Source organism: Anaerobacterium chartisolvens, assembly GCF_003337415.1.
Classification (GTDB): domain Bacteria; phylum Bacillota; class Clostridia; order Acetivibrionales; family DSM-27016; genus Anaerobacterium; species Anaerobacterium chartisolvens.
Genome location: NZ_QPJT01000011.1, coordinates 1 through 19333, shown reverse-complemented (window position 1 = coordinate 19333; position 19333 = coordinate 1). Strand labels below are relative to the sequence as shown.

Below are 19333 nucleotides of genomic sequence, written 5' to 3'. Positions count from 1 at the left end.
TTACTCCCCTCCGTCCTTTAAAAGTCTTTCAGCCAGCTCTGCCGACGCCTGGATTGCATCTGTAACCGCCTTCGACGTAATAGTCGCTCCGCTTACCGCTTCAATTTCATTTTCTGCCGAAGCCTTGCCCTTAACCACCTCAAAGGGCTTCTCAATGCTTTTGCCCTCATACTGACCCTTGAACTTTTCCTCAGCAACCTTTGAGCCCAGCCCAGGAGTCTCTTTGTTATCTCCTATAGCCACGCCCAATACCTCTTTATATTTTGAAATCCCGACAATTACCTTAAATTCCCCGCCGTAGCCTTTAGGGGCGGCAGTAAAAACATATCCCAGCAGTTCATCTCCCTTATACGCGGAATACACATCCCCGATCATACCCTCCTGCCCGTTTTCCTTCCACCCCTCCAGCTCTTCGAAGCTCTCGGCCGTCTTTATAACCTGCCGTCTTTGCTCTTCATCGGCAGCTTTTATCCTTCCGGCGATAACCTCCTTTGTCGCGCTGTTTACAAGGGCAAGGCACAGAGCCACAACAAAGCATATGACAAACAATTTTAACGCAGGCTTTACCATATCACGCATTTACCTTCACACCCCCAAAGCTCTTAGGTACCATGTATCTGTCTATAAGCGGCACCACCAGATTCATCAGCAAAATAGAATAGGACACACCCTCTGGGTACCCTCCATACAGGCGTATTACAGAGGTAAGCAGTCCGCAGCCCACACCCATAATAATTCTTCCCCTTGCAGTTACAGGAGAAGTGCTGTAGTCGGTAGCCATGAAAAACGCCCCGATTATAAGCCCTCCCGCCATAATGTGGTACAGGAAGCTGCCTGTAAAAAGCCTGTCTCCCCCGAATATCCATGTCATAACACCCACAGTGCCTATAAACGCAGCAGGTATCTCTATTGAAATAACTCTTTTTATGAGTAAATATGCAGCCCCTATAAGCAGGGCAAGCACAGAAGTCTCTCCTATGCAGCCCGCCACATTTCCTGTAAAAAGATCCGTGAGTGAAGGAAGTGCATCCGCCGCTGCTCCCATTTTAAGCATTGCTAAAGGAGTAGCCGAGCTTACGGCATCGGCTCCTGCATATGTTGCAGAGCTTATAGGATCCGCCGCAGGATTTTGCCATGTTGTCATATACACAGGCCATGACGCCATAAGGAAGGCTCTGGCGGCAAGTGCAGGGTTAACAAAGTTGTGCCCAAGCCCCCCAAAAAGCTGTTTAACTATGACAACGGCAAAGGCGCCCCCGATAGCCGCCACCCACAAAGGAACGGATGGAGAAAGGTTAAACGCCAGAAGCATCCCCGTGACCACCGCACTTAAATCACTTATTGTGCTGGGCTTTTTCATCAGCCGTGTCGATATATATTCCGATACCATGCAGGAAGCAACGGTAACAATGATAATAAGCAGTGCGTTAAGCCCGAAAAAGAACACAGCGGCCGCCGCTGCGGGCGTCAGCGCAATAATAACATCCAGCATGAGTTTTCTCGTGCTTTCACTGCTCCGTATATGAGGTGAAGAGCCCGCCAAAAGATTATACTCCATTTTTAATTGCCCCCTCCTGCTTTTAAAGTCTGCCTTCTCTTAAGCTCTGCCTTTGCATATCTTATAGACTGCACAAGGTATCTCGAGGCGGGACATACATATGAGCAGCACCCGCATTCTATGCAGTCATTCAAATGGTATTTCAACGTCTCCTCTACCCTTCCAAGCTCCACGTTTGCACTTATATAAAGGGGCATCAGTCCCATAGGACAGGCCGATACACATTTCCCGCAGCGTATGCACACACCCTCCCGGGCGGTATTTGCCTCTTTGTCTGTAAGCGCCAGAAGGGCATTGGTATGCTTAACCACTGGATTATCCAGAGAAAACTGTGCGACCCCCATCATGGGGCCTCCCATTATTATTTTTGCGGGCTTTTCCTTAAAGCCTCCGCAAAACTCAAATACATCCTTAAGACTGGTGCCTATAAGCACCTCTAAATTCATCGGCTTTGCAACCGCAGAGCCCTCCACCGTAACCCTTTTCTTTATAAGAGGCATACCTGTGCTTATATATTCAGCAATATTTGACACTGTATTAACATTGTGAACAAGCACTCCTATATGCGAGGGCAGTCCTCCCGCGGGAACCTTTCTCCCTGTAACGGCATAAATAAGCTGCTTTTCTCCTCCTTGCGGATACCTTGAGGGCAGAGACACCACCTTTATTCCATTAAACTCCCTTGCAAGCTCTGAGAGTCTTTGTATTGCCTTCGGCTTGTTTGATTCTATGCCTATATATGCCTCGGGTATTTGAGTCAGCTCCATCAATATCCGCGCTCCCTCAAGCACTCTTCGGGAATTCTCCATCATTTCCCTGTAATCGGAGGTAATATACGGCTCACATTCTGCGCCGTTTATTATAAGCGTGTCCAGCTTTTTGCCGGGAGGAGGAGACAGCTTTACAGACGTAGGAAAGCCTGCTCCCCCAAGCCCTACAATCCCTGACTCTCTTATCTTCTTGATTATACCTTCCCTGTCGGCAGCCTTTACAGGTACTACACTGTCATCCGGCTTCTGCTGCCCGTCCGGTTCAATTTCTGCCGAAACCACTTCAAATCCTCCGGGATACAGCATGGGCCTTACATCCGTTACAACACCTGAAACACTTGAATGAACAGGCGCTGAAATCATAGAATCGGAATCTCCTATTTTCTGTCCCACCAGAACACTATCGCCTTTTTTAACCAGTGGCGTACATGGAGCTCCTATGTGCTGAAGCATGGGAATAACAACTCTGGATGGCAAGGGAATTTTCACCGTTTCAAATTCAGATGTTTTTTTGTGGTGTGAAGCTGTTATACCACCCTTGAACCTTTTTAGCGTGTTAATCATTTAAAGACACCTCACTCCTTTTGTATTTCTCTGTGTCGCATAAAAACCCCTATGGAAGCTTAAAAGGATTTTTTACAGGCACCCGCCAAAAGCAGGCGCTTTTTAATTTCATGCGTTGACCCATATACTTTGTTAAATAATTGACATAAAACTAAAGCCACAAAGCGGTAACAGCTTCTGCCGTCATACCGACCTTCGTGGCTCAAATTACATCATAACGAACCTGTTAATCATATTGTGCAGAGACTTATAAACCTACACCGTGTCTTATTATACGTTAAATCGCGACATTTGTAAAGAAAAATAGCTTTCCAAATTACTTGGCCTTTTCCAAAGCCTTCTGAACTGATATTTTCCAGTTTTTCGTTGTTGTTGTGGCACCTGAAATGGTATCCACATCATAGCTCTGCTTTTTAATCATATCATTTGCCATGTCCGTCCTATACTTGTTCAAATCGGGATACAGCCTTCCGTCTACCTCCTGTCCCTTCCAGTCTTCATAATCCACTTCAACCCCATCGGTGCCAAGTCTTTTTAAAACAATGCTTTTAATTTTACCGTCTGCGATTTCTACGGTAGCACTCTCAGCACCATGATCCCATGGCTCTGATGCACCTTCATATATACCGTCCTTGTACGTTTGAGGCAAGCCCCCTTCCTGCTGTCCGTCATTGCCCCCCGTGCCACAGGCCCCAAGGCTCAATGCAAGGAATCCGGCTATTGTCAGGCTTATAATCTTTTTCATAAAATCCCCCTGTTATAATATATATTATTTGCGCCGCACCTATTTTAATAAAGGCTTGGCCGCTAAAAATAAAACCCGTTTAAATGACTTTAAAATGCCGTCTCTTTTAAAGAAGACCTGTTACTCCGTTTTAAACACATAAAGCTCCTCTTTTAAACGCGTGGCCATAAGCAAAAGCTCCTCAGCCCTTGCCGACATCTCCTCCGAAGCTGCCGTCTGCTCCTCTGTCGCCGCCGCTACCTGCTGGGAATGAGCCGATGCCTCCTGTATAATTGCAGATATTTCAAAAACAGCATTTACTATATCATCGGACAAGGTTTGGATAGTCTTAAAGGAGGTATGTATTTGCGTTACTCCGTTTTCTGTTCGTACAACCATGTCAACAATTTTCTCAAGTGCTTCTCCTCCAAGCTTGATTTGATCCACCTGAGTATTCACCTTATCCATACTGCCTTCCATTGTTTTAACGGTAAGCTCGGTTTCCCTCCTGATATCATTGATTAGCTGCTTAATGCTTCTGGCCGCTTCTCCGGATCCCTCCGCAAGATTGCGGATTTCATCGGCTACAACAGAGAAGCCTCTTCCCGCCTCACCCGCACGCGCCGCCTCAATAGAAGCATTTAATGCCAGCAAATCGGTCTGTGAAGCAATTCCCGTAATAACCCCGACAATCTTTCCTATCTCCTTTGAGCGTACACTTAAGTTTTGCATGGATCCGGCAGCAAGCTCAACCGTTTTGCTGATATCGGAAAGCTGCTCCATGGAAGCAAAAATGGAGTTTCTTCCCTCCTCGGCTATTTTTGTGGATATTTGGGCGTTATTAAGAGCCTGATCTACCATTTCAAAGCCCTTTCCCACCTCATCCTTGTTTTTGTTTATAAGCTCCATAACAGTGTCTACAAATTCACTTTGCTTCGATGTGCCCTTTGCAACCTCCCCGCTGGAAACGGCTATTTGCTCGGCTGACTCTCCCGTTGCCTTGGCAGCCGCAGATATCTGCCCTGCACTCTCGGTTGTTTTTGCCGCGGTTGCCTTTATACCATGGACAAGCGCACGGATTTTAATAACAAAGATTGAAAAAGCCCCGGCAAGCTGTCCCACCTCATCTTTCTGTTTTATCAGATTGTCGGCAATATCCTGACTGAGATCGAAGCCCTGCAGCAATGACGCATATTTCTTCATGCTTGAAAGGTGCCTTGTAAGGCGCGTTGAAAACAGATATACAGCCACGATGCCTGCAATAAGGAAAATGAGCGATATCCACAGGTATGTTATTCTAAGTCCCGAAAGGCTTGAAAGCATTTCTTCCTTATTTGCCTGAATGGCTACCGACCAATTCAGATCCTTCACCGGAGCAAAGCCAAGATACATACCCGCACCTCTGTATTCATATTCTCCGAAGCCGGTTTCACCGCTTATCATGCGCTTTTGAAGCGTATCATAATTTTTAAAGCCGGCGTTGCTCTGCGCCTCTCCCGCTTCCACCGATGCCGAGGACACAGCGTCCGCCTTTTTGCTCCCCGACTGTATTAGCTGCTTCTGAAGCTCTATGTCTGCATGGCCTATGGTACGCGCAGCGCTATCCACTATAAAGGTTTTCCCCGTTTTGCCTATGACTATTTCCTTAGCAAAATTACTGAGCTCATACCCATCTCTTACTGCGGCAAGCACTCCGACAGTCTCACCGTTTACCGTTATTGGAACGGCATACATCATAACAACAGCATTGCTTTCTGCATCTATAAAAGGGCTTGACATGGCGTGCTCTCCTCCGGCAGCCTTTTTGAAATAATCCTGCTCTCCGATATCAGCCCTGCTTCCGTCACTGTACACTGCATTCCCTGCTGTATCGGCAACTCCCATTTTTATATGCCCCATCCTCTTTACTTCCTCTGCCAGCACTAAATTTGACTGTATTCTATCGGCATCATCCTTTATAATAGAATCCAATATATTGGATTCGGCAAGAATTTCCAACGAATTAAACTGGCTTGATATCCTTGCTTCAACAGTCCTTGACGCTTCTACAGCCAGCCTCTGAAGCATATCCTGAGTATTTTTCTTAACTACGGCAGACGCATTGTAATATGATACGGAGCCCAGCCCTGCACACACTATAATTAATATACAGCTCATGAGCATTATAATTTTAGTTTTAAGACTCTTCATGAATATTTTCACAGCTCCCTTTATTTTATGCCTCTATACTCTTTAAGCAGGTTTTACCACCATTATTCAAAATATAAACCTAATTTTAGATATATTATATAAAATATTAGTAGTTTTAGGGATATCTCTTTAATATAATATAAAACACTTAAAAAATTTTGTGCCACTGGGTATTTAGAAGCTTGGTGCATATGCTCCATTATATTCCGTTATTCTCAAAATACCGTAATAAAAGCATGATTGATCTCATATAAAAAAAGAATTATTATAATAATATATGCCAATATTTGATTTCTGCTGAAACAACAAAATTCAAATGGAGGGTTTTATGAGTTTTTTTTCTTCTCTTGATTCAAACTTATTTTTATGGTTTATTTTGCCTTTGCTTATATTTATTTCAAGAATTTTTGATGTTTCTCTAGGCACAATGCGTATTATTTTCGTATCGAGAGGTAAAAAGCTTATTGCACCTCTTCTGGGCTTTTTCGAGGTATTAATATGGTTAATTGCAATAGGCCAGACCATGCAAAACCTAAGCAATATATTCTGCTATATAGCATATGCCGGAGGCTTTGCAATGGGCACCTTTGTAGGAATTCTTATAGAAGAAAAGCTTGCTATAGGGATTCTGGTTGTAAGAATAATTCTTGTAAAGGACGAATGCCATTTAAAGGAAAGGCTTGCCGCTTCGGGCTATGGTGTCACAGTGGTGGACGCAAAGGGAATAACCGGCGAGGTTAAGCTTATATATACAGTTGTGCGCAGAAAGGATATCGACAATGTGATCTCCATTATCAGGCACTGCAATTCAAAGGCCTTTTACTCAATTGAGGATGCCAGAACGGCAAAGGACGGAGTATTCCCTTTAAATAAGCCGTCGCGCCTTAAACATTGAATATAAATATGGTATATAATTATTTATCGGTGTCCATAACCATAATATCGTCTTATATAAGGATGTAATTTTTTAGCAGATACAATTTATTTCGGAGGGAGTGTTTAGTAATGAAGGTACTTGCCATAAACGGGAGCCCCAATAAAAACGGCAGCACCTATACTGCCATAAGCCTTGTAACGGCAGAGCTTGAAAGCGAGGGAATAGAGACGGAGATTGTACATATAGGAAAGGGTGCTATCCATGGCTGCATAGCATGTGGGGCATGTAAAAAGCTAGAGGATAAAAAATGTGTCTTTGGTGATGATGCGGTTAATGAATGTATTAATAAGGCTAAAGCAGCCGACGGCATTATTATAGGTTCGCCGGTATATTATTCGGGTATAGCGGGCTCTATGAAGTCCTTCCTTGACAGGCTTTTCTATGCAGGCAGCCAGTACCTGCACTACAAGCCGGGAGCAGCGGTAGCCGCCCTAAGACGCTCGGGAGGGATGGATACCTTTCACCAGCTCAACAATTATCTCAATCTGGCAAACATTATTATAACACCGTCACATTATTGGAATGTAATACACGGCTCAAATGCCGGGGAGGTTATGCAGGACTTGGAGGGCGTGCAGATCATGCAGAATCTGGGACGCAGTATGGCATGGCTTTTAAAAATAGTGGATGCCGGCAAAAGCAGCATTGATCTTCCCAAGCCCCAGACGCGTGTTCGTACAAATTTTATACGCTAAGCCGCCGGACTTGCCGCAAAGCAAATTCTCTAGGCGAAATATGCCTTAAGCTTTTAAAAAATGCCTCTGCAAGCCCATTGCAGAGGCATTTTGCTTTATTTCATATTCTGTATCTCTTCCACTGTAAGACCTGTGGCCTTTGCAATATCCGAAGCTGCCATTCCCAGAACACGCATATTTTTAACTATCTGAATATTTCTCACTTCTATGCCTTTCTGCATACCTGATAAGAAATGCTGCAGGCTTTTGCTGTGAAGCGGCAGGAAAACGCATGAAAACCTTGCTATTTAGAGTAAGCATTCCGTTTTTAGTAAGAAATCTCCCGGACATTCACTTCCTTATGCTTTCAAGCACCATATTATAAAGCCTTTCAGTTATGAAAATGCATTCGTCTGCCTCTTCGTCAGACACTTCAAGCGGAACATCAGCAGGATAACGGGTTTCAATGTAATACTGATTTACAAATGCACAATCCTTAAGATTTTTTTTAAATTCTATATTATAGTGTGAAGCTTCTTTGCAAAGATAAACAAGGCTGTGACCCTCTGTTATTTGTCCCGTTTGCTTGAGCAGAAATCCTTTAAATGATTTTTCAATGGCCTGCTGGCAATGAAAGGCCACCATATCATTTCCACAATCATTTTGTTTGAGTACTTTTGCAGACTTTAAGTCCCTGTGTGCCTTTTCAAGCCACTCATTATGCCTGATACTGTCAACCATAAATCACTATTCCCTTTCTATTTATAAGATAGGCAAAGCTTGTGCTATCCATGACACACCGATTCCATTCCTCCTCAGTATATAAAAGAAGGTCAAACGGCCTGCTGCTTTCAATGTTAAGATACATTTCATTCAGCAATGCTCTTTTGTTATCTGTATTTTTTATCACGCAGATATCTATATCGCTTTTTGACGTGGCTGTCCCTTTTGCGTATGAACCAAAAAGCAGTATTTTTGAAGGAGCATAATCGGAAAGTATCTGCTCTTTGATGGAATTTATTTCACTTTTGACATCATATGCAGTCAGCATTTCCCTATAGCCTCCAGCCTTAATAATTTTCCCCGAGCCTTTTTAATTTTGCAATAGCATTATTATAATCCCATTATAATAAAAAGCAACGACATTTACCAGTGCTTTGTGTTCCGATCTCTTTAAGGGGTAGGAGTACGGCGGTGATGCGAGTCTTCTATGCTTTTTGAAGCTTATTTTATATAAGCTGCCGCTTCCTTTTCATTTAAACTCCTGCTCTCCCGCTCTCAGCACTGTACCAAAGCCTCTCGATACCGATTTGCCTATGCCCAGATAGTCGGGTATCAGAAAATTAGTCATGAACTCACCCTTGAAGGCCAGCATCTGCCTGCTTTTGAAATTTACATTCACAGGCTCAAGCTTAATCAATACATTTATGGGCGTGTCTACCCTGTAAGACAAGGATTTTGACATAGAAAGAATATTGCCTGTCAAAATCCTTTTAAGAAGCTCCTGCCTGTCCTGCTCACTCATTCCGGCATATCTGCGGTGGTTTTCCTGATTCAGCGCCATCCACGGCGATATAAAACGGTACAGACCTAAGCCCTCTCTGCTTCCCAAGTCATAGCTTTTAATTTTATATGCCTTTTCAAAAACCTTTATAAGCCTCCCGCCTACGTCAACCTCGTCTATATTGTAAAGTGCTTCCACAAGCCTTTCCGCATATTCGTTTATGCCTATAACCACAGGCACGCCCTGCAGTGTCTTGTATTGAATCATGGGATAGCCGTATTTGAAGCCATTGCTCTCAGTATGGTTATGAAGCTCGGTAAATTCCGGGAATTTACCCGCAATATACCCCCTCAATTTTGGCACATCCCTCGGGCTTATCCTGTCCTCACCAAGCTCTATCAAAAGCATCCTTACTTTCATTTCCCCACCCGCTTCACATAAAATAGTCCGTAATTCCGTCTCTTAAAAATCCTGTATCCATATCATACGTGTTTCTCAACTCCTCAAAGGAAACCCTTAAAAGCATATCCATTTCCGTCACTCCCCTGTAATGCAGCTTTACCGCCTTTTCAGGTATGCTTACAACATAAGAATAGAAGTCCTTTTTTATTTTATTGAATTCTCTTTTCCTCTGCAGGCCGTCACAACTGCTGTGCCTTATCTTTTGGTATTCTCTCCATAATTCCTTTGCCCTTTGATCTGTCTCTATAAACATGTCAATAGTTTTAAACTCATTCTCAATAAGCTGAAAAGCATCCTTCTCATAACCGCTTTCCTTTCTGCCCTTAAGCTCAAAAGCCTCATCATAATCAAGCCCCGAAATTTTTTCTATCAAAAAAGTGCTTGCATCATCGCTCCCAGTGTCCTTAAGCTGCCGGAAGTAAAGCTGGGAAAGCTGGGAAATATCCCTTTCCTCTATAATATCTTTTCCCCCCAAAGCCTTGTGTGTGGCTTCCCGTAAAACTTCATCGTATATATATGCACAATACTCCTTTGAGCAGGTGGTATCCTCCTCTGCAAGCCTTACCACAGTGACAATTCCCCTGCTGCCCCCCCACTCACGATTGCACCTTCCCGCTGTCTGCGTTATGCAATCCATAGGAGCAAAATCCCTGTACACTCTCTCAACATCAATGTCAACTCCCGCCTCTATGAGCTGAGTTGAAACAATTATCTTCCTCCCACTGCTGCTTTTTATCTCGTTAATCCTTTCTATTCTGTGCTTAGGGATTATATTGGTAGAAAGATAGCAAACCTCAGCCTCCTGTCCGAATTTCTCCTTAAGAAACCGAAACACCTTTATTGAGCTTTTTATTGTATTCATTACTATTAGAAAGCTGTCTTTAGTATACTTATTTATATCCATGCACAGCCGGCACTTGAACTCCGGCAAAGACATCAACCTATCCAAAAGCCTGACGTCAATGTCTATCCTGTTAAATGCATTAAAGTAGATCTCTTTGCCCGATGCCAGCTCATATATTTCCCCATTTTTCTCAGAAAATATAAGAGGCATTGTTGCCGTCATAAGCAAAAAAAAGCAATTCAAGGTTTTGGCCATATCCGAAAATATCTCCTTAATAAGCCTCCAATACTTAAACGGTATGCTCTGAACCTCGTCAAGTATGATTATGGAATTTGAAAGGCTGTGAAATTTTATAAGCTGCCTGTTTCTATTAGTAAATATGGAATGGAGTAGCTGTACAAAGGTGCTGACAACAACCTGTGAATCCCATGCCTCAACCAGATGCTCGCCCAGCTCTCCTTCATAGCTCTCGGTGCTTCCCACATTGTAGCATTTTTCCGCCAGATGGTGGTGCTTCAGCAATACTCTGCTGTCATGCGCCCCCAGTACCTTTTGAAGCACCTCATAATTCTGCTCTATAATGGAGGTATATGGTAGTATGTATACTATTCTTGCCTTTATGCTTTCCTCATTATTCAGCCTTTCCCTTATTTTCAATGCGGCCTTGAGTGCGGTTAGTGTTTTCCCCGCTCCTGTGGGAACATTCAGCGACAATATCTTATGCTTTTTAAGATCAATACCCGACACGCTTTCTGTCGCATCATCGCAAATCCTATTTCTCCACCCTGCCATATCCGCATTTTTTATATCCAGACCCCTTATATATTCATCCACCAGTGAAGCGGGCAGCTCTCTCCATTGGACAATTCCTTCAATATATTCTTTCAGGTCGTAATGCGCGTTGTGTGAAATTGCCTCCATTTTGTCTGAAAAAATCAATATTGAAAACAACAGATTTATTAAAATAAAGGTTTCCTTATTTCTTATTATCCCTCTTACCTTTGAATTAAAAGCACGCGAGGACATAAAATCCAGCTCCTGCCGGAAAGCAGAGGCATCATAGCCCTTTATGTCAAATTCTATCCCAGCCATATCAAGCTCCTGCTGCAGGCTCGCTCTGTCAATGCTTTCAAATTGCCTTAAAAGAAGCTCTCTGCTTGCTGTCGGCTTAAGCTTTTTAAAATAATCCGAATAATTTATTAAGGCACCGTGATGCCTTGATACAGTCATATAAGCAAAAAAAGCCATTGTATCACTGCCTGTTATCCTTCTGCATATTGCAAAGGACAGCACTCCCGACAAAAGCCCGTGCTCCTTTTCTTCTTTTCCTTTATGCCTCGGCGGCTCTATTCCCGCCTCAATATCCTTAATATACTCCTGAAAAAACAGCGTACCCTTGCCAATATCATGTGTAAGCAGGCTTAAACCGCAAATTCGCTCAATTTCAGCTTTTGAACACAGTTCAAAATCAAGCTTCATTTGCTTTAGAACATTAATTCCTATAAGCATGGAGTCTTTAAGATGGCTGCATAGCCTCTTTTTAGGATGTGAAAGCAAAGTTATTTCCCTCCGTCCAGAATAAGGCTTATACTTTCTTCAAGCCCTTTTATGTCTATGTATTTCTCAAGCCTTGCCGCAATTCTCCCGCAGCCCCTCTCAAACAGCACATCGCCATAGCTTTTTACCATCCTGTCATTATTCATCTCCAAAGGAAGTCTTTCGGTAAAATACTCACCATCATTTGTAAAATTCACATCACCCTTGCCTAAAAGCCCTGCAGGCAAAGCACATGCAAACTCCTTGAACTCATGACCTCCTTCTATATCCACAGACTCATATTCTCCCACAAACCCATAGTTTGCAAGAAGCTGGCTAAGGCCCATGCTGAGCGTATACACGGATTTATGCTTTTCAAGCATTGCCTTTAGGGCAGAATATATACCTTCATCCGAGTGACGGAAATAAACCCTGTAGCATGGATCCTTCAAGAATTCAAATTTTATCTGCGTTCTCTCATAAATCCTGTTCATAGACTTTTTTGTATTTATAAGGTTTTCACTTATTCTTACCTTCTTTACAGGCCTGAGCAGAGAAATTCCAAAGCCCGCCATTCCGTTCCCGAAGAAACTGCTATACTCCCTTTTGTCCAGACCGATTATCGCAGATACCATACCAGCCAGAGCCGTACATGAAGGCATGGAGTATGTGAGGGGAGAGGTTGTGGTATATGGCTTTTTAAAATGTCCGTAGTCTGCCCATATATCAAATACCAGAATATTATTTTTCACTTTCAACATCTCCTAATTTAATAGACAGCCTCTTCAAGCCTGATACTCTCTATTTTATTCAAATCCACCTCTTCCCCTTTGCTCACAAGCTTAAGTGCTTTATCCGCAATAAAAATTACCTTCTCTATCTTTTCAGAATGTAGAGACAGCTCCTCTAAAAGCTTTCCAACATCCAGAACAAAATCCTCGGGCCCTCTTATCTTCTCATCCTCTATTAACGAGCTTATTTTTATCTTTTTCTGCAGCTCTCCTATAAAAAAGTTATCCTTCTTATACACAACCCTTATCATCATCCTGGGCATATGTCCCATCTTAGACCGCGTTATTAGATTTTTGGTCCCCATCCACAGGGCCTCTTGCATAAGCTCCACATCCGACTCCTGCAGTTGGGTTTCTCTGGCGGCATTTTCGTTTACAATGCCGTGGAAGGCTATTAACGAATACGGCAGAATGTATTCATCCCTAAAGGTTTTATTACCGGCTCCTTCTTTAGAGGCAAATGCCCCGGTTCCCTTCATATGGGTAAGCGTAACTCTATTTAATGACCTTCCCATATTAAACTGAACCGGGCCTGTAAAGGTTATTGAATCCTCGGGAAGAGGTATTACTCCTCCAAACAGTCTTATATCTATGGCATTTTCAAGAATAGCACCTGCTTTTTCACCAAAATCTCTGGCCCTTGCTTTTCCATCCTTAATCCCACCCTTATCGGATTCCACCTCTCTTACAAAAATATCCTTTCCGTTCTTTCCGTCAAAACCCTTGTATGAATAAAGGTAATCTCTTATTGTCCTTTTCAGCCTTACGTCGGTAACAATATTAATGCCAGTCTCCTCGTCTATCCTTGGCTTATTTTCATCTAAAGGATCTCCGTTAGGATTTGCGTCCGTCACATCATATATAAAAAGAATTTCCTGTCTGCTGTTAATCATCCTTACCTTCCTCCTTCTTTTCCTTTTGGAATTTTTTCGACATCGTCATTCCCATCGTAAAATAAAAGCTTATATCATCATCAGATATTGACTGAGGCTCCAGCATAAATTCGCATATAAGCAGCTCAAGCTCCCTGTAATAGTTCTTTTTATACTCTTCCAGCTTGTTTACTGCCTCCCTGTAAATTCTTTTTACAAGCCCGGTGTTAAGCTTTAAACCGTTTAGCCTGCTGTAAAAGGGCTTGCTGCTCCTTTCCTTATATTGAATTGACATAAGCTTGTCAGCCAGCACTCCTGTAAGGAAAACCGCTTTCCTGTAATCTGAGTCGAAAACCACGGAATGTGTTTCAAAAAAATTCAGATACTCTGCATTTTTTTCATTTTTTTCTGCCATTACACAGCTCCTCCCATCCTCCCTGTCGCTGAAAAGCCCCAGCATTTGTATAAACAATATGCTTATAAGTGCTTCAAGCACCAGCACATCAATATACTGCCCGCTTAAAAATGCAGACCGTATTTTCTCCGTCATCCTTCTTAAAAGAAACTTATAGCTTATTTTTTTATGGCTGAAGATGTTGTCCAGCACCTCCAAAAAGCTCTTGTCAAAGCTGCCCTCAATCCTTGTGTTGGGCAGAAACCTCCTTATTCTTTCAAAGCTGAAGGGCATGTTATAGACAGTCTTATCCTTTCCCGGAAGATTTCTAAACAATGCTATCTCTTCTACCCTGTCCTTTATCCTTAGTATCCTTTTCAGCCTGCTGGGAACTATATCCTCTATATAAAGCAATATCCTGAAAACCTTTCCCGACTGTTCCTCCTTAAAGATTAGCAGGTTATAATTCATGCTGTTTCCGCTGTTTGCCATGACCTCAATAAACTCATCCTCGCTGGCCAGAAGATTTTCCTTCTGGGAGAGAGAGAATTTATGCCTTTCAAAATCCTCAATTATTTCACTTATAATATTCTGCTGCTCATTATCCTTAAAGGTTATTTTGGGTATAACGGAATAATTGAAGCCTGAAAACCTTGATGTGAGATTGGCTGAAATATATCTTTTGCCCCGCTCAAGAGTATGTGAGCATCCCGAGCAAACAGGATAATTCTTCCATGCCAGCTCCTGTCTGAAGCCTCCGCTTACAAAGCCTATTTTATCTACAGTATATGAATTGTAGGTATTTACAAACCCGTAAACCTCCGTACTCCGCCCGCAATAATAGCATATCCCCTGTCCTCTGGATACCTTGCCGTACCTGTCAAAATACTGCTCGTCATACATCTTAAGCAGACGCTCTTTCACAACCGAATAGTCACCCATGTACTTTTCACTGTCCCTCTGCCTTACGGCAACTGTCAGCAGCGAGGAATCCCTTTTCCCGAAGGCCATACCTGCCAGTTTCTCCTCAACATGCTTTACAAGCTGTGGGGCATTTTCATCAAAGCAGCTTAATATTGCCGCGAACATGTCCCGTTCCTTCCCCTTAGAAGCCCCGGCAACCAGATCCTTTAAAGCCGCCTTTATTTTTGTCACTGTTTTTGACGGCTCAGTAAGCTTTGAGACGGGGGTCACGTCTCCACCCCTTGCTCCGACCCCCTTTTTATATGCATATCTCTCTATGCGACTTTCGGAAAACTCCTCATAGGCTATTTCCTCAAGAAACCTTCCGTCCTCGTCAAATATTATTTTAATTACGTGCTTTAAGCTTCCCTTCTCATTGGGGTTTTCGACCACACCCTCCAGTTCCCCTCCCTGTATTCCCGCATTCTCTCCTAGATACTCTCCGAGCTGATATACCCCCGTAAGCATTTTTCACCTCCACACCTGTACTTCGTTTGATTTACCCAATGCAAATGTTTTTATAGCAGCAGTCCGTACATCTTGCCTTATAGCGCGTGCCTTTGGGAAAGTAGCCGTTTAATACATCCTTATACTCTGCAACGCATTCCGAAATCTCACGCTTGTCCTTTTGAGAAATGCCCACCTCTACAAGCCTGCTTCCATCCCTGCAGTACACAAGAAATCCCCTTTCAACAGCTTTGTTGAATACCTCCTCAATCATAAGCGCATACAGAATCAACTGATTTTTATATGTTTGATATATTTTTTCATCAAACTTTGAAAACTTATAATCCAGAGGAGCCATTGTCCCGTCATTCAGAGTATGAACCTCATCCACCTTTCCTCTTATACCCCATATTCGGGATACAAGGCTTACATCGTTCATCCTTTCAACAGTTCCTATTTTCTTCCTCAAATAGCTGCTGTTCTCATCCTGACGCCTCTCATGAATTTCCCTGCCCACCTGAACCTTATATCTGTTTTCCTCATGCTGCTCAATCCCAAGGCACTTCATAAAGTATATAAACCTTTTGCAGTAGGAAAATTCTATAATTTCAGAAGGCGTTATAAAGTTCCTGTATTCATCAAAAAAACCTTGAGATAATTTCATCGGTGATCAGCTCCTTGTCAAATGCCTGACCAAGTAAGCCGGCCTTGTTTAACTCAGCCCTGCTCATAGGGAAGATATATACAGAATCCTTGTCATTATTAATCATATCCCCCAAAACAAGCTTCAGTTCATCAAGCTGGTTATCTTCCAGCTCCCCCAGAAAAACACTTTTCTGAACCCTGTAAAGCCCTGCATTTTTACATTTTTTTATAATATTATTGCGTGTGCGGGTTGATACTATATCATAAATTACCCATATCAGCAAGACACTGCCTCCTTTAATATCCTGTTTGCAAGCTGATGGCAATCATATTGAATTATATTTGCAAATTCTATATTTCTTCCCCTGTACTTTATCTTTTTTTCCAATTCCTTGTTATACTCTCCTATTACAGCCCTTTTACCATCCTTATTTAAATAGTAGCCTGACTCAATAACATCAAAGAAGCTGTCCTCCACCTTTTTCGTGCTGAAAAGCCGGAATACAATCTCGTCCATATATCCCCTGTAAATTTCAACAAGATCAAAAACCAGAGCCTTTTTATTGTAATTGTCGGTATGCATAATGCCTATATACGGATCTAGGCCTGCAATAATACAGGCCTTTTCGACGCTGGAATACAGAATTCCATAAGAGTAGTTCAGCACACAATTAAATTGGTCAAGTGCCGGACTCCTGCTCCGTCCGTTAAATTCATACTTAGGAGGTATAAGAATTGAAAGTGCCTCAAAATACATTCTGCTTGCAGTGCCCTCGTAGCCCTGAATAGACTCTCTTACATCATCTATGCTTTTATCGGTAGAAACTGCCATAATGCTGTCCTTGCAGTTCCTGATTCTCTCCGCAGACTCTTTCGCCATGCTCCTGCGCTCGTCCCTCCTGTTTGAGGACAGCTTACTTAAAAGCTCCATCTGATTATCCAGCTTTTCCCCGATCCACTCCTTAACCAGACAAAGGCCAAGAGGCTCATCCTGCAGAAAAAGCTGCTTTCTTCTTATTGTTGTTATGCTTCCCAGCTTGGAGTGCCAGATTCGGCCCAAAGGCTTGCCAGTATTTTTAAGAAAGACAATGTCTATGTTATTTTCCAGAGCCAGCTCTATGGCATCAGTAGAAAGAGCGGCCCTTGTTGTTATAAGTATCTGATCGACCTTTCTTGCAGAAATATCCTGTTTCTCCCCATCCGTCTGTATCTGAAAGCACTCTCCCCTTTTGCACAGATACAGACCCGGAGTATTAAGAATTAGCTTCAAAAGCGATACCTCCCGTGCTTTAAGGTTTATAACAGATCTATTCTACATTATTTCATGTTTTCCTCCATTTACAGGAAAATTTATTGTTAATTTTTCTGTTTTTATCACTTGTTTTAATGGAACTTGCATTTAAACGAAGAGCTTACCCGTCCAGCGTAGCGGATGTTATTGCGTTTCAATCCTTGTTTTAATGGAACTTACTCTTAAACCCCGAAAGTATGCGGACATTATGCGCCGGTCATAATGTTTCAATCCTTGTTTTAATGGAACTTGCTCTTAAACTTGGATCGACACTGGTATACTGTGACTATGGTCCTTTGTTTCAATCCTTGTTTTAATGGAACTTGCTCTTAAACATAGTAGAGGCCAAAGATATATTCGACATGAATTTTAGTTTCAATCCTTGTTTTAATGGAACTTGCTCTTAAACCAATGCGGAAAATGATAAGCCAGTTATCGGCTATAAAGTTTCAATCCTTGTTTTAATGGAACTTGCTCTTAAACGAGGCTATAAGCCTATGCATGAAATAACTGAAAACGATAGTTTCAATCCTTGTTTTAATGGAACTTGCTCTTAAACTAGAGATATAACACCAGAGTATAGAAGAAAATTATTTTGTTTTAATCCTTGTTTTAATGGAACTTGCTCTTAAACTTTGTTGTAGCCGCCTCATACGAAAATACAGACTTATGTTTCAATCCTTGTTTTAATGGAACTTGCTCTTAAACTAGCACTAAGCAATGGATGAGCCTCACGGATATACTGTTTCAATCCTTGTTTTAATGGAACTTGCTCTTAAACACAGATTTAACGGATTTATTCCTGTCCTTCTTCTTGTTTCAATCCTTGTTTTAATGGAACTTGCTCTTAAACAACATTTGATTGAGGATGAAAACGATTTACAAATATGTTTCAATCCTTGTTTTAATGGAACTTGCTCTTAAACTTGAGAATGAAATATAGATTATCAAAGAAAAAATAGTTTCAATCCTTGTTTTAATGGAACTTGCTCTTAAACTCATATGATGTAGGAGTGTCAGTTTATGACACAACTTGTTTCAATCCTTGTTTTAATGGAACTTGCTCTTAAACAAGCCCGTTAAGGCTTATTGGGGTTTGGGGATCTGCTGTTTCAATCCTTGTTTTAATGGAACTTGCTCTTAAACAATACGTCTGCTATTTTTATTAGCATTACTATATCTGGGTTTCAATCCTTGTTTTAATGGAACTTGCTCTTAAACTTAAAATATACAGGTGATAATATTATTCCTAAATGGTGTTTCAATCCTTGTTTTAATGGAACTTGCTCTTAAACTCCCGGAATGATGTTGTTAAGATGATAGAGGAGGCTGGTTTCAATCCTTGTTTTAATGGAACTTGCTCTTAAACTAGTACTCCGTCCCGCACATGCCCATTTGTTGTTATCTGTTTCAATCCTTGTTTTAATGGAACTTGCTCTTAAACCCTTTAACAGTAGATTCGGTGTAAATATAAGTAACTTGTTTCAATCCTTGTTTTAATGGAACTTGCTCTTAAACAAACTTATGCTGCAAAAAGAAACTAATCCTATCCTAAGTTTCAATCCTTGTTTTAATGGAACTTGCTCTTAAACAAACGGGGGGAGGGGTTGTTTCCCTCCCTAAACCCGTGTTTCAATCCTTGTTTTAATGGAACTTGCTCTTAAACGATGGGCAGTTAACAATACAAAGCTATTGAGTGCAGGGTTTCAATCCTTGTTTTAATGGAACTTGCTCTTAAACAAAGCATGGGTGTTTCTCGGCTTCGCAGCAATTGTAAGTTTCAATCCTTGTTTTAATGGAACTTGCTCTTAAACCTGCCCACGTTAAGTGCGGAGGGTCAAAAACCACAAGCTGTTTCAATCCTTGTTTTAATGGAACTTGCTCTTAAACATAAGACAATCAATAATATCTATAGCCGGCAGGTGCTTAGTTTCAATCCTTGTTTTAATGGAACTTGCTCTTAAACAGACCTTTTGGGCAAAATCCTCACATATCAGCCATTACAGCCTTTTCTTAGCCCCTTAAATATTGTACTTTTTCCCGTACACCAGACCCTTTCATCCCGTTTTTTGCCCATTTTCTAATCAGTAACAGGGCACTTAAACCTTACAGCCATATGCCTTTGCGGGGCTAGATCCGTAAAACTCCGATAATTTCTCAAGAACAG

The 19333-nt window shown here is 42.0% G+C and carries 18 protein-coding genes and 1 CRISPR repeat array; of the genes, 2 read left to right on the top strand and 16 right to left on the bottom strand.

Annotated elements, in window-relative coordinates; genetic code table 11:
- From DFR58_RS10630 to DFR58_RS10610, 5 genes are all read right to left on the bottom strand, one after another.
- Positions 1-579: an RnfABCDGE type electron transport complex subunit G gene (locus DFR58_RS10630; protein WP_114297831.1), complete on the bottom strand. Its 579-nt coding sequence runs from the start codon at positions 577-579 to the stop codon at positions 1-3.
- The gene (locus DFR58_RS10625; RefSeq protein ID WP_114297830.1) at positions 572-1558 is read right to left on the bottom strand and encodes an RnfABCDGE type electron transport complex subunit D; all 987 of its coding nucleotides are present in this window, start codon (positions 1556-1558) and stop codon (positions 572-574) included. The genes DFR58_RS10630 and DFR58_RS10625 overlap by 8 nt, the downstream gene beginning before the upstream one ends.
- Positions 1559-1560: 2 nt before the next feature.
- Positions 1561-2892: an electron transport complex subunit RsxC gene (gene rsxC / locus DFR58_RS10620; protein WP_114297829.1), complete on the bottom strand. Its 1332-nt coding sequence runs from the start codon at positions 2890-2892 to the stop codon at positions 1561-1563.
- A 316-nt stretch (positions 2893-3208) separates the two neighbouring features.
- On the bottom strand, positions 3209-3637 hold the full coding sequence (locus tag DFR58_RS10615; RefSeq protein WP_114297828.1) for an FMN-binding protein: 429 nt from the start codon (positions 3635-3637) through the stop codon (positions 3209-3211).
- 120 nt (positions 3638-3757) lie between these two features.
- Positions 3758-5806, bottom strand: a complete 2049-nt coding sequence (locus tag DFR58_RS10610) for a methyl-accepting chemotaxis protein (RefSeq protein WP_114297827.1) — start codon at positions 5804-5806, stop codon at positions 3758-3760.
- A gap of 328 nt (positions 5807-6134) precedes the next feature.
- Here DFR58_RS10610 and DFR58_RS10605 point away from each other — a divergent pair, with 328 nt between their 5' ends.
- Positions 6135-6701 (top strand): DUF2179 domain-containing protein, encoded by a 567-nt coding sequence (locus DFR58_RS10605; RefSeq protein WP_114297826.1) that lies wholly within the window; start codon positions 6135-6137, stop codon positions 6699-6701.
- 110 nt (positions 6702-6811) lie between these two features.
- Positions 6812-7438 (top strand): flavodoxin family protein, encoded by a 627-nt coding sequence (locus DFR58_RS10600; RefSeq protein ID WP_114297825.1) that lies wholly within the window; start codon positions 6812-6814, stop codon positions 7436-7438.
- Positions 7439-7533: 95 nt separating this feature from the next.
- Here DFR58_RS10600 and DFR58_RS22500 read toward each other — a convergent pair whose 3' ends face one another.
- The 11 genes from DFR58_RS22500 to cas1 form a co-directional block, all read right to left on the bottom strand.
- Entirely contained in the window at positions 7534-7659 is a 126-nt protein-coding gene (locus tag DFR58_RS22500; protein ID WP_278278809.1) for a hypothetical protein, read from the bottom strand.
- A 109-nt stretch (positions 7660-7768) separates the two neighbouring features.
- Entirely contained in the window at positions 7769-8158 is a 390-nt protein-coding gene (locus DFR58_RS10595) for a HEPN domain-containing protein (protein WP_114297824.1), read from the bottom strand.
- Complete coding sequence (locus DFR58_RS10590; protein ID WP_114297823.1) at positions 8151-8468, bottom strand: nucleotidyltransferase domain-containing protein; 318 nt, start codon at positions 8466-8468, stop codon at positions 8151-8153. The genes DFR58_RS10595 and DFR58_RS10590 overlap by 8 nt, the downstream gene beginning before the upstream one ends.
- 201 nt (positions 8469-8669) lie before the next feature.
- On the bottom strand, positions 8670-9341 hold the full coding sequence (locus DFR58_RS10585) for a CRISPR-associated endonuclease Cas6 (RefSeq protein WP_114297822.1): 672 nt from the start codon (positions 9339-9341) through the stop codon (positions 8670-8672).
- A gap of 13 nt (positions 9342-9354) precedes the next feature.
- Positions 9355-11784, bottom strand: a complete 2430-nt coding sequence (gene cas3, locus DFR58_RS10580; protein ID WP_242987552.1) for a CRISPR-associated helicase Cas3' — start codon at positions 11782-11784, stop codon at positions 9355-9357.
- A gap of 2 nt (positions 11785-11786) precedes the next feature.
- Positions 11787-12515: a type I-B CRISPR-associated protein Cas5b gene (gene cas5b, locus DFR58_RS10575; protein ID WP_242987549.1), complete on the bottom strand. Its 729-nt coding sequence runs from the start codon at positions 12513-12515 to the stop codon at positions 11787-11789.
- Between the two features lie 17 nt (positions 12516-12532).
- A complete protein-coding gene (cas7b, locus tag DFR58_RS10570) occupies positions 12533-13447 on the bottom strand; it encodes a type I-B CRISPR-associated protein Cas7/Csh2 (protein WP_114297820.1) in 915 nt (304 codons plus the stop codon).
- On the bottom strand, positions 13440-15251 hold the full coding sequence (locus DFR58_RS10565) for a TIGR02556 family CRISPR-associated protein (protein ID WP_114297819.1): 1812 nt from the start codon (positions 15249-15251) through the stop codon (positions 13440-13442). Before DFR58_RS10565 ends, cas7b begins: the two co-directional genes overlap by 8 nt.
- A 31-nt stretch (positions 15252-15282) precedes the next feature.
- The gene (gene cas4 / locus DFR58_RS10560; protein ID WP_114297818.1) at positions 15283-15894 is read right to left on the bottom strand and encodes a CRISPR-associated protein Cas4; all 612 of its coding nucleotides are present in this window, start codon (positions 15892-15894) and stop codon (positions 15283-15285) included.
- A complete protein-coding gene (cas2, locus tag DFR58_RS10555; RefSeq protein ID WP_114297817.1) occupies positions 15869-16159 on the bottom strand; it encodes a CRISPR-associated endonuclease Cas2 in 291 nt (96 codons plus the stop codon). Before cas2 ends, cas4 begins: the two co-directional genes overlap by 26 nt.
- Complete coding sequence (gene cas1 / locus DFR58_RS10550) at positions 16153-17145, bottom strand: CRISPR-associated endonuclease Cas1 (protein WP_114297816.1); 993 nt, start codon at positions 17143-17145, stop codon at positions 16153-16155. The genes cas2 and cas1 overlap by 7 nt, the downstream gene beginning before the upstream one ends.
- 98 nt (positions 17146-17243) lie before the next feature.
- Positions 17244-19132: direct repeats of the CRISPR family, unit length 37 nt; unit sequence GTTTCAATCCTTGTTTTAATGGAACTTGCTCTTAAAC.
- Between the last annotated feature and the right edge of the window lie 201 nt (positions 19133-19333).

What these genes read in the sequence shown, in the direction of transcription:
- DFR58_RS10630 (WP_114297831.1), bottom strand. Translation starts at nt 579, where the DNA reads ATGCGTGATATGGTAAAGCCTGCGTTAAAATTGTTTGTCATATGCTTT.
- DFR58_RS10625 (WP_114297830.1), bottom strand. Translation starts at nt 1,558, where the DNA reads ATGGAGTATAATCTTTTGGCGGGCTCTTCACCTCATATACGGAGCAGT.
- rsxC (WP_114297829.1), bottom strand. Translation starts at nt 2,892, where the DNA reads ATGATTAACACGCTAAAAAGGTTCAAGGGTGGTATAACAGCTTCACAC.
- DFR58_RS10615 (WP_114297828.1), bottom strand. Translation starts at nt 3,637, where the DNA reads ATGAAAAAGATTATAAGCCTGACAATAGCCGGATTCCTTGCATTGAGC.
- DFR58_RS10610 (WP_114297827.1), bottom strand. Translation starts at nt 5,806, where the DNA reads ATGAAGAGTCTTAAAACTAAAATTATAATGCTCATGAGCTGTATATTA.
- DFR58_RS10605 (WP_114297826.1), top strand. Translation starts at nt 6,135, where the DNA reads ATGAGTTTTTTTTCTTCTCTTGATTCAAACTTATTTTTATGGTTTATT.
- DFR58_RS10600 (WP_114297825.1), top strand. Translation starts at nt 6,812, where the DNA reads ATGAAGGTACTTGCCATAAACGGGAGCCCCAATAAAAACGGCAGCACC.
- DFR58_RS22500 (WP_278278809.1), bottom strand. Translation starts at nt 7,659, where the DNA reads ATGCAGAAAGGCATAGAAGTGAGAAATATTCAGATAGTTAAAAATATG.
- DFR58_RS10595 (WP_114297824.1), bottom strand. Translation starts at nt 8,158, where the DNA reads ATGGTTGACAGTATCAGGCATAATGAGTGGCTTGAAAAGGCACACAGG.
- DFR58_RS10590 (WP_114297823.1), bottom strand. Translation starts at nt 8,468, where the DNA reads ATGCTGACTGCATATGATGTCAAAAGTGAAATAAATTCCATCAAAGAG.
- DFR58_RS10585 (WP_114297822.1), bottom strand. Translation starts at nt 9,341, where the DNA reads ATGAAAGTAAGGATGCTTTTGATAGAGCTTGGTGAGGACAGGATAAGC.
- cas7b (WP_114297820.1), bottom strand. Translation starts at nt 13,447, where the DNA reads ATGATTAACAGCAGACAGGAAATTCTTTTTATATATGATGTGACGGAC.
- DFR58_RS10565 (WP_114297819.1), bottom strand. Translation starts at nt 15,251, where the DNA reads ATGCTTACGGGGGTATATCAGCTCGGAGAGTATCTAGGAGAGAATGCG.
- cas4 (WP_114297818.1), bottom strand. Translation starts at nt 15,894, where the DNA reads ATGAAATTATCTCAAGGTTTTTTTGATGAATACAGGAACTTTATAACG.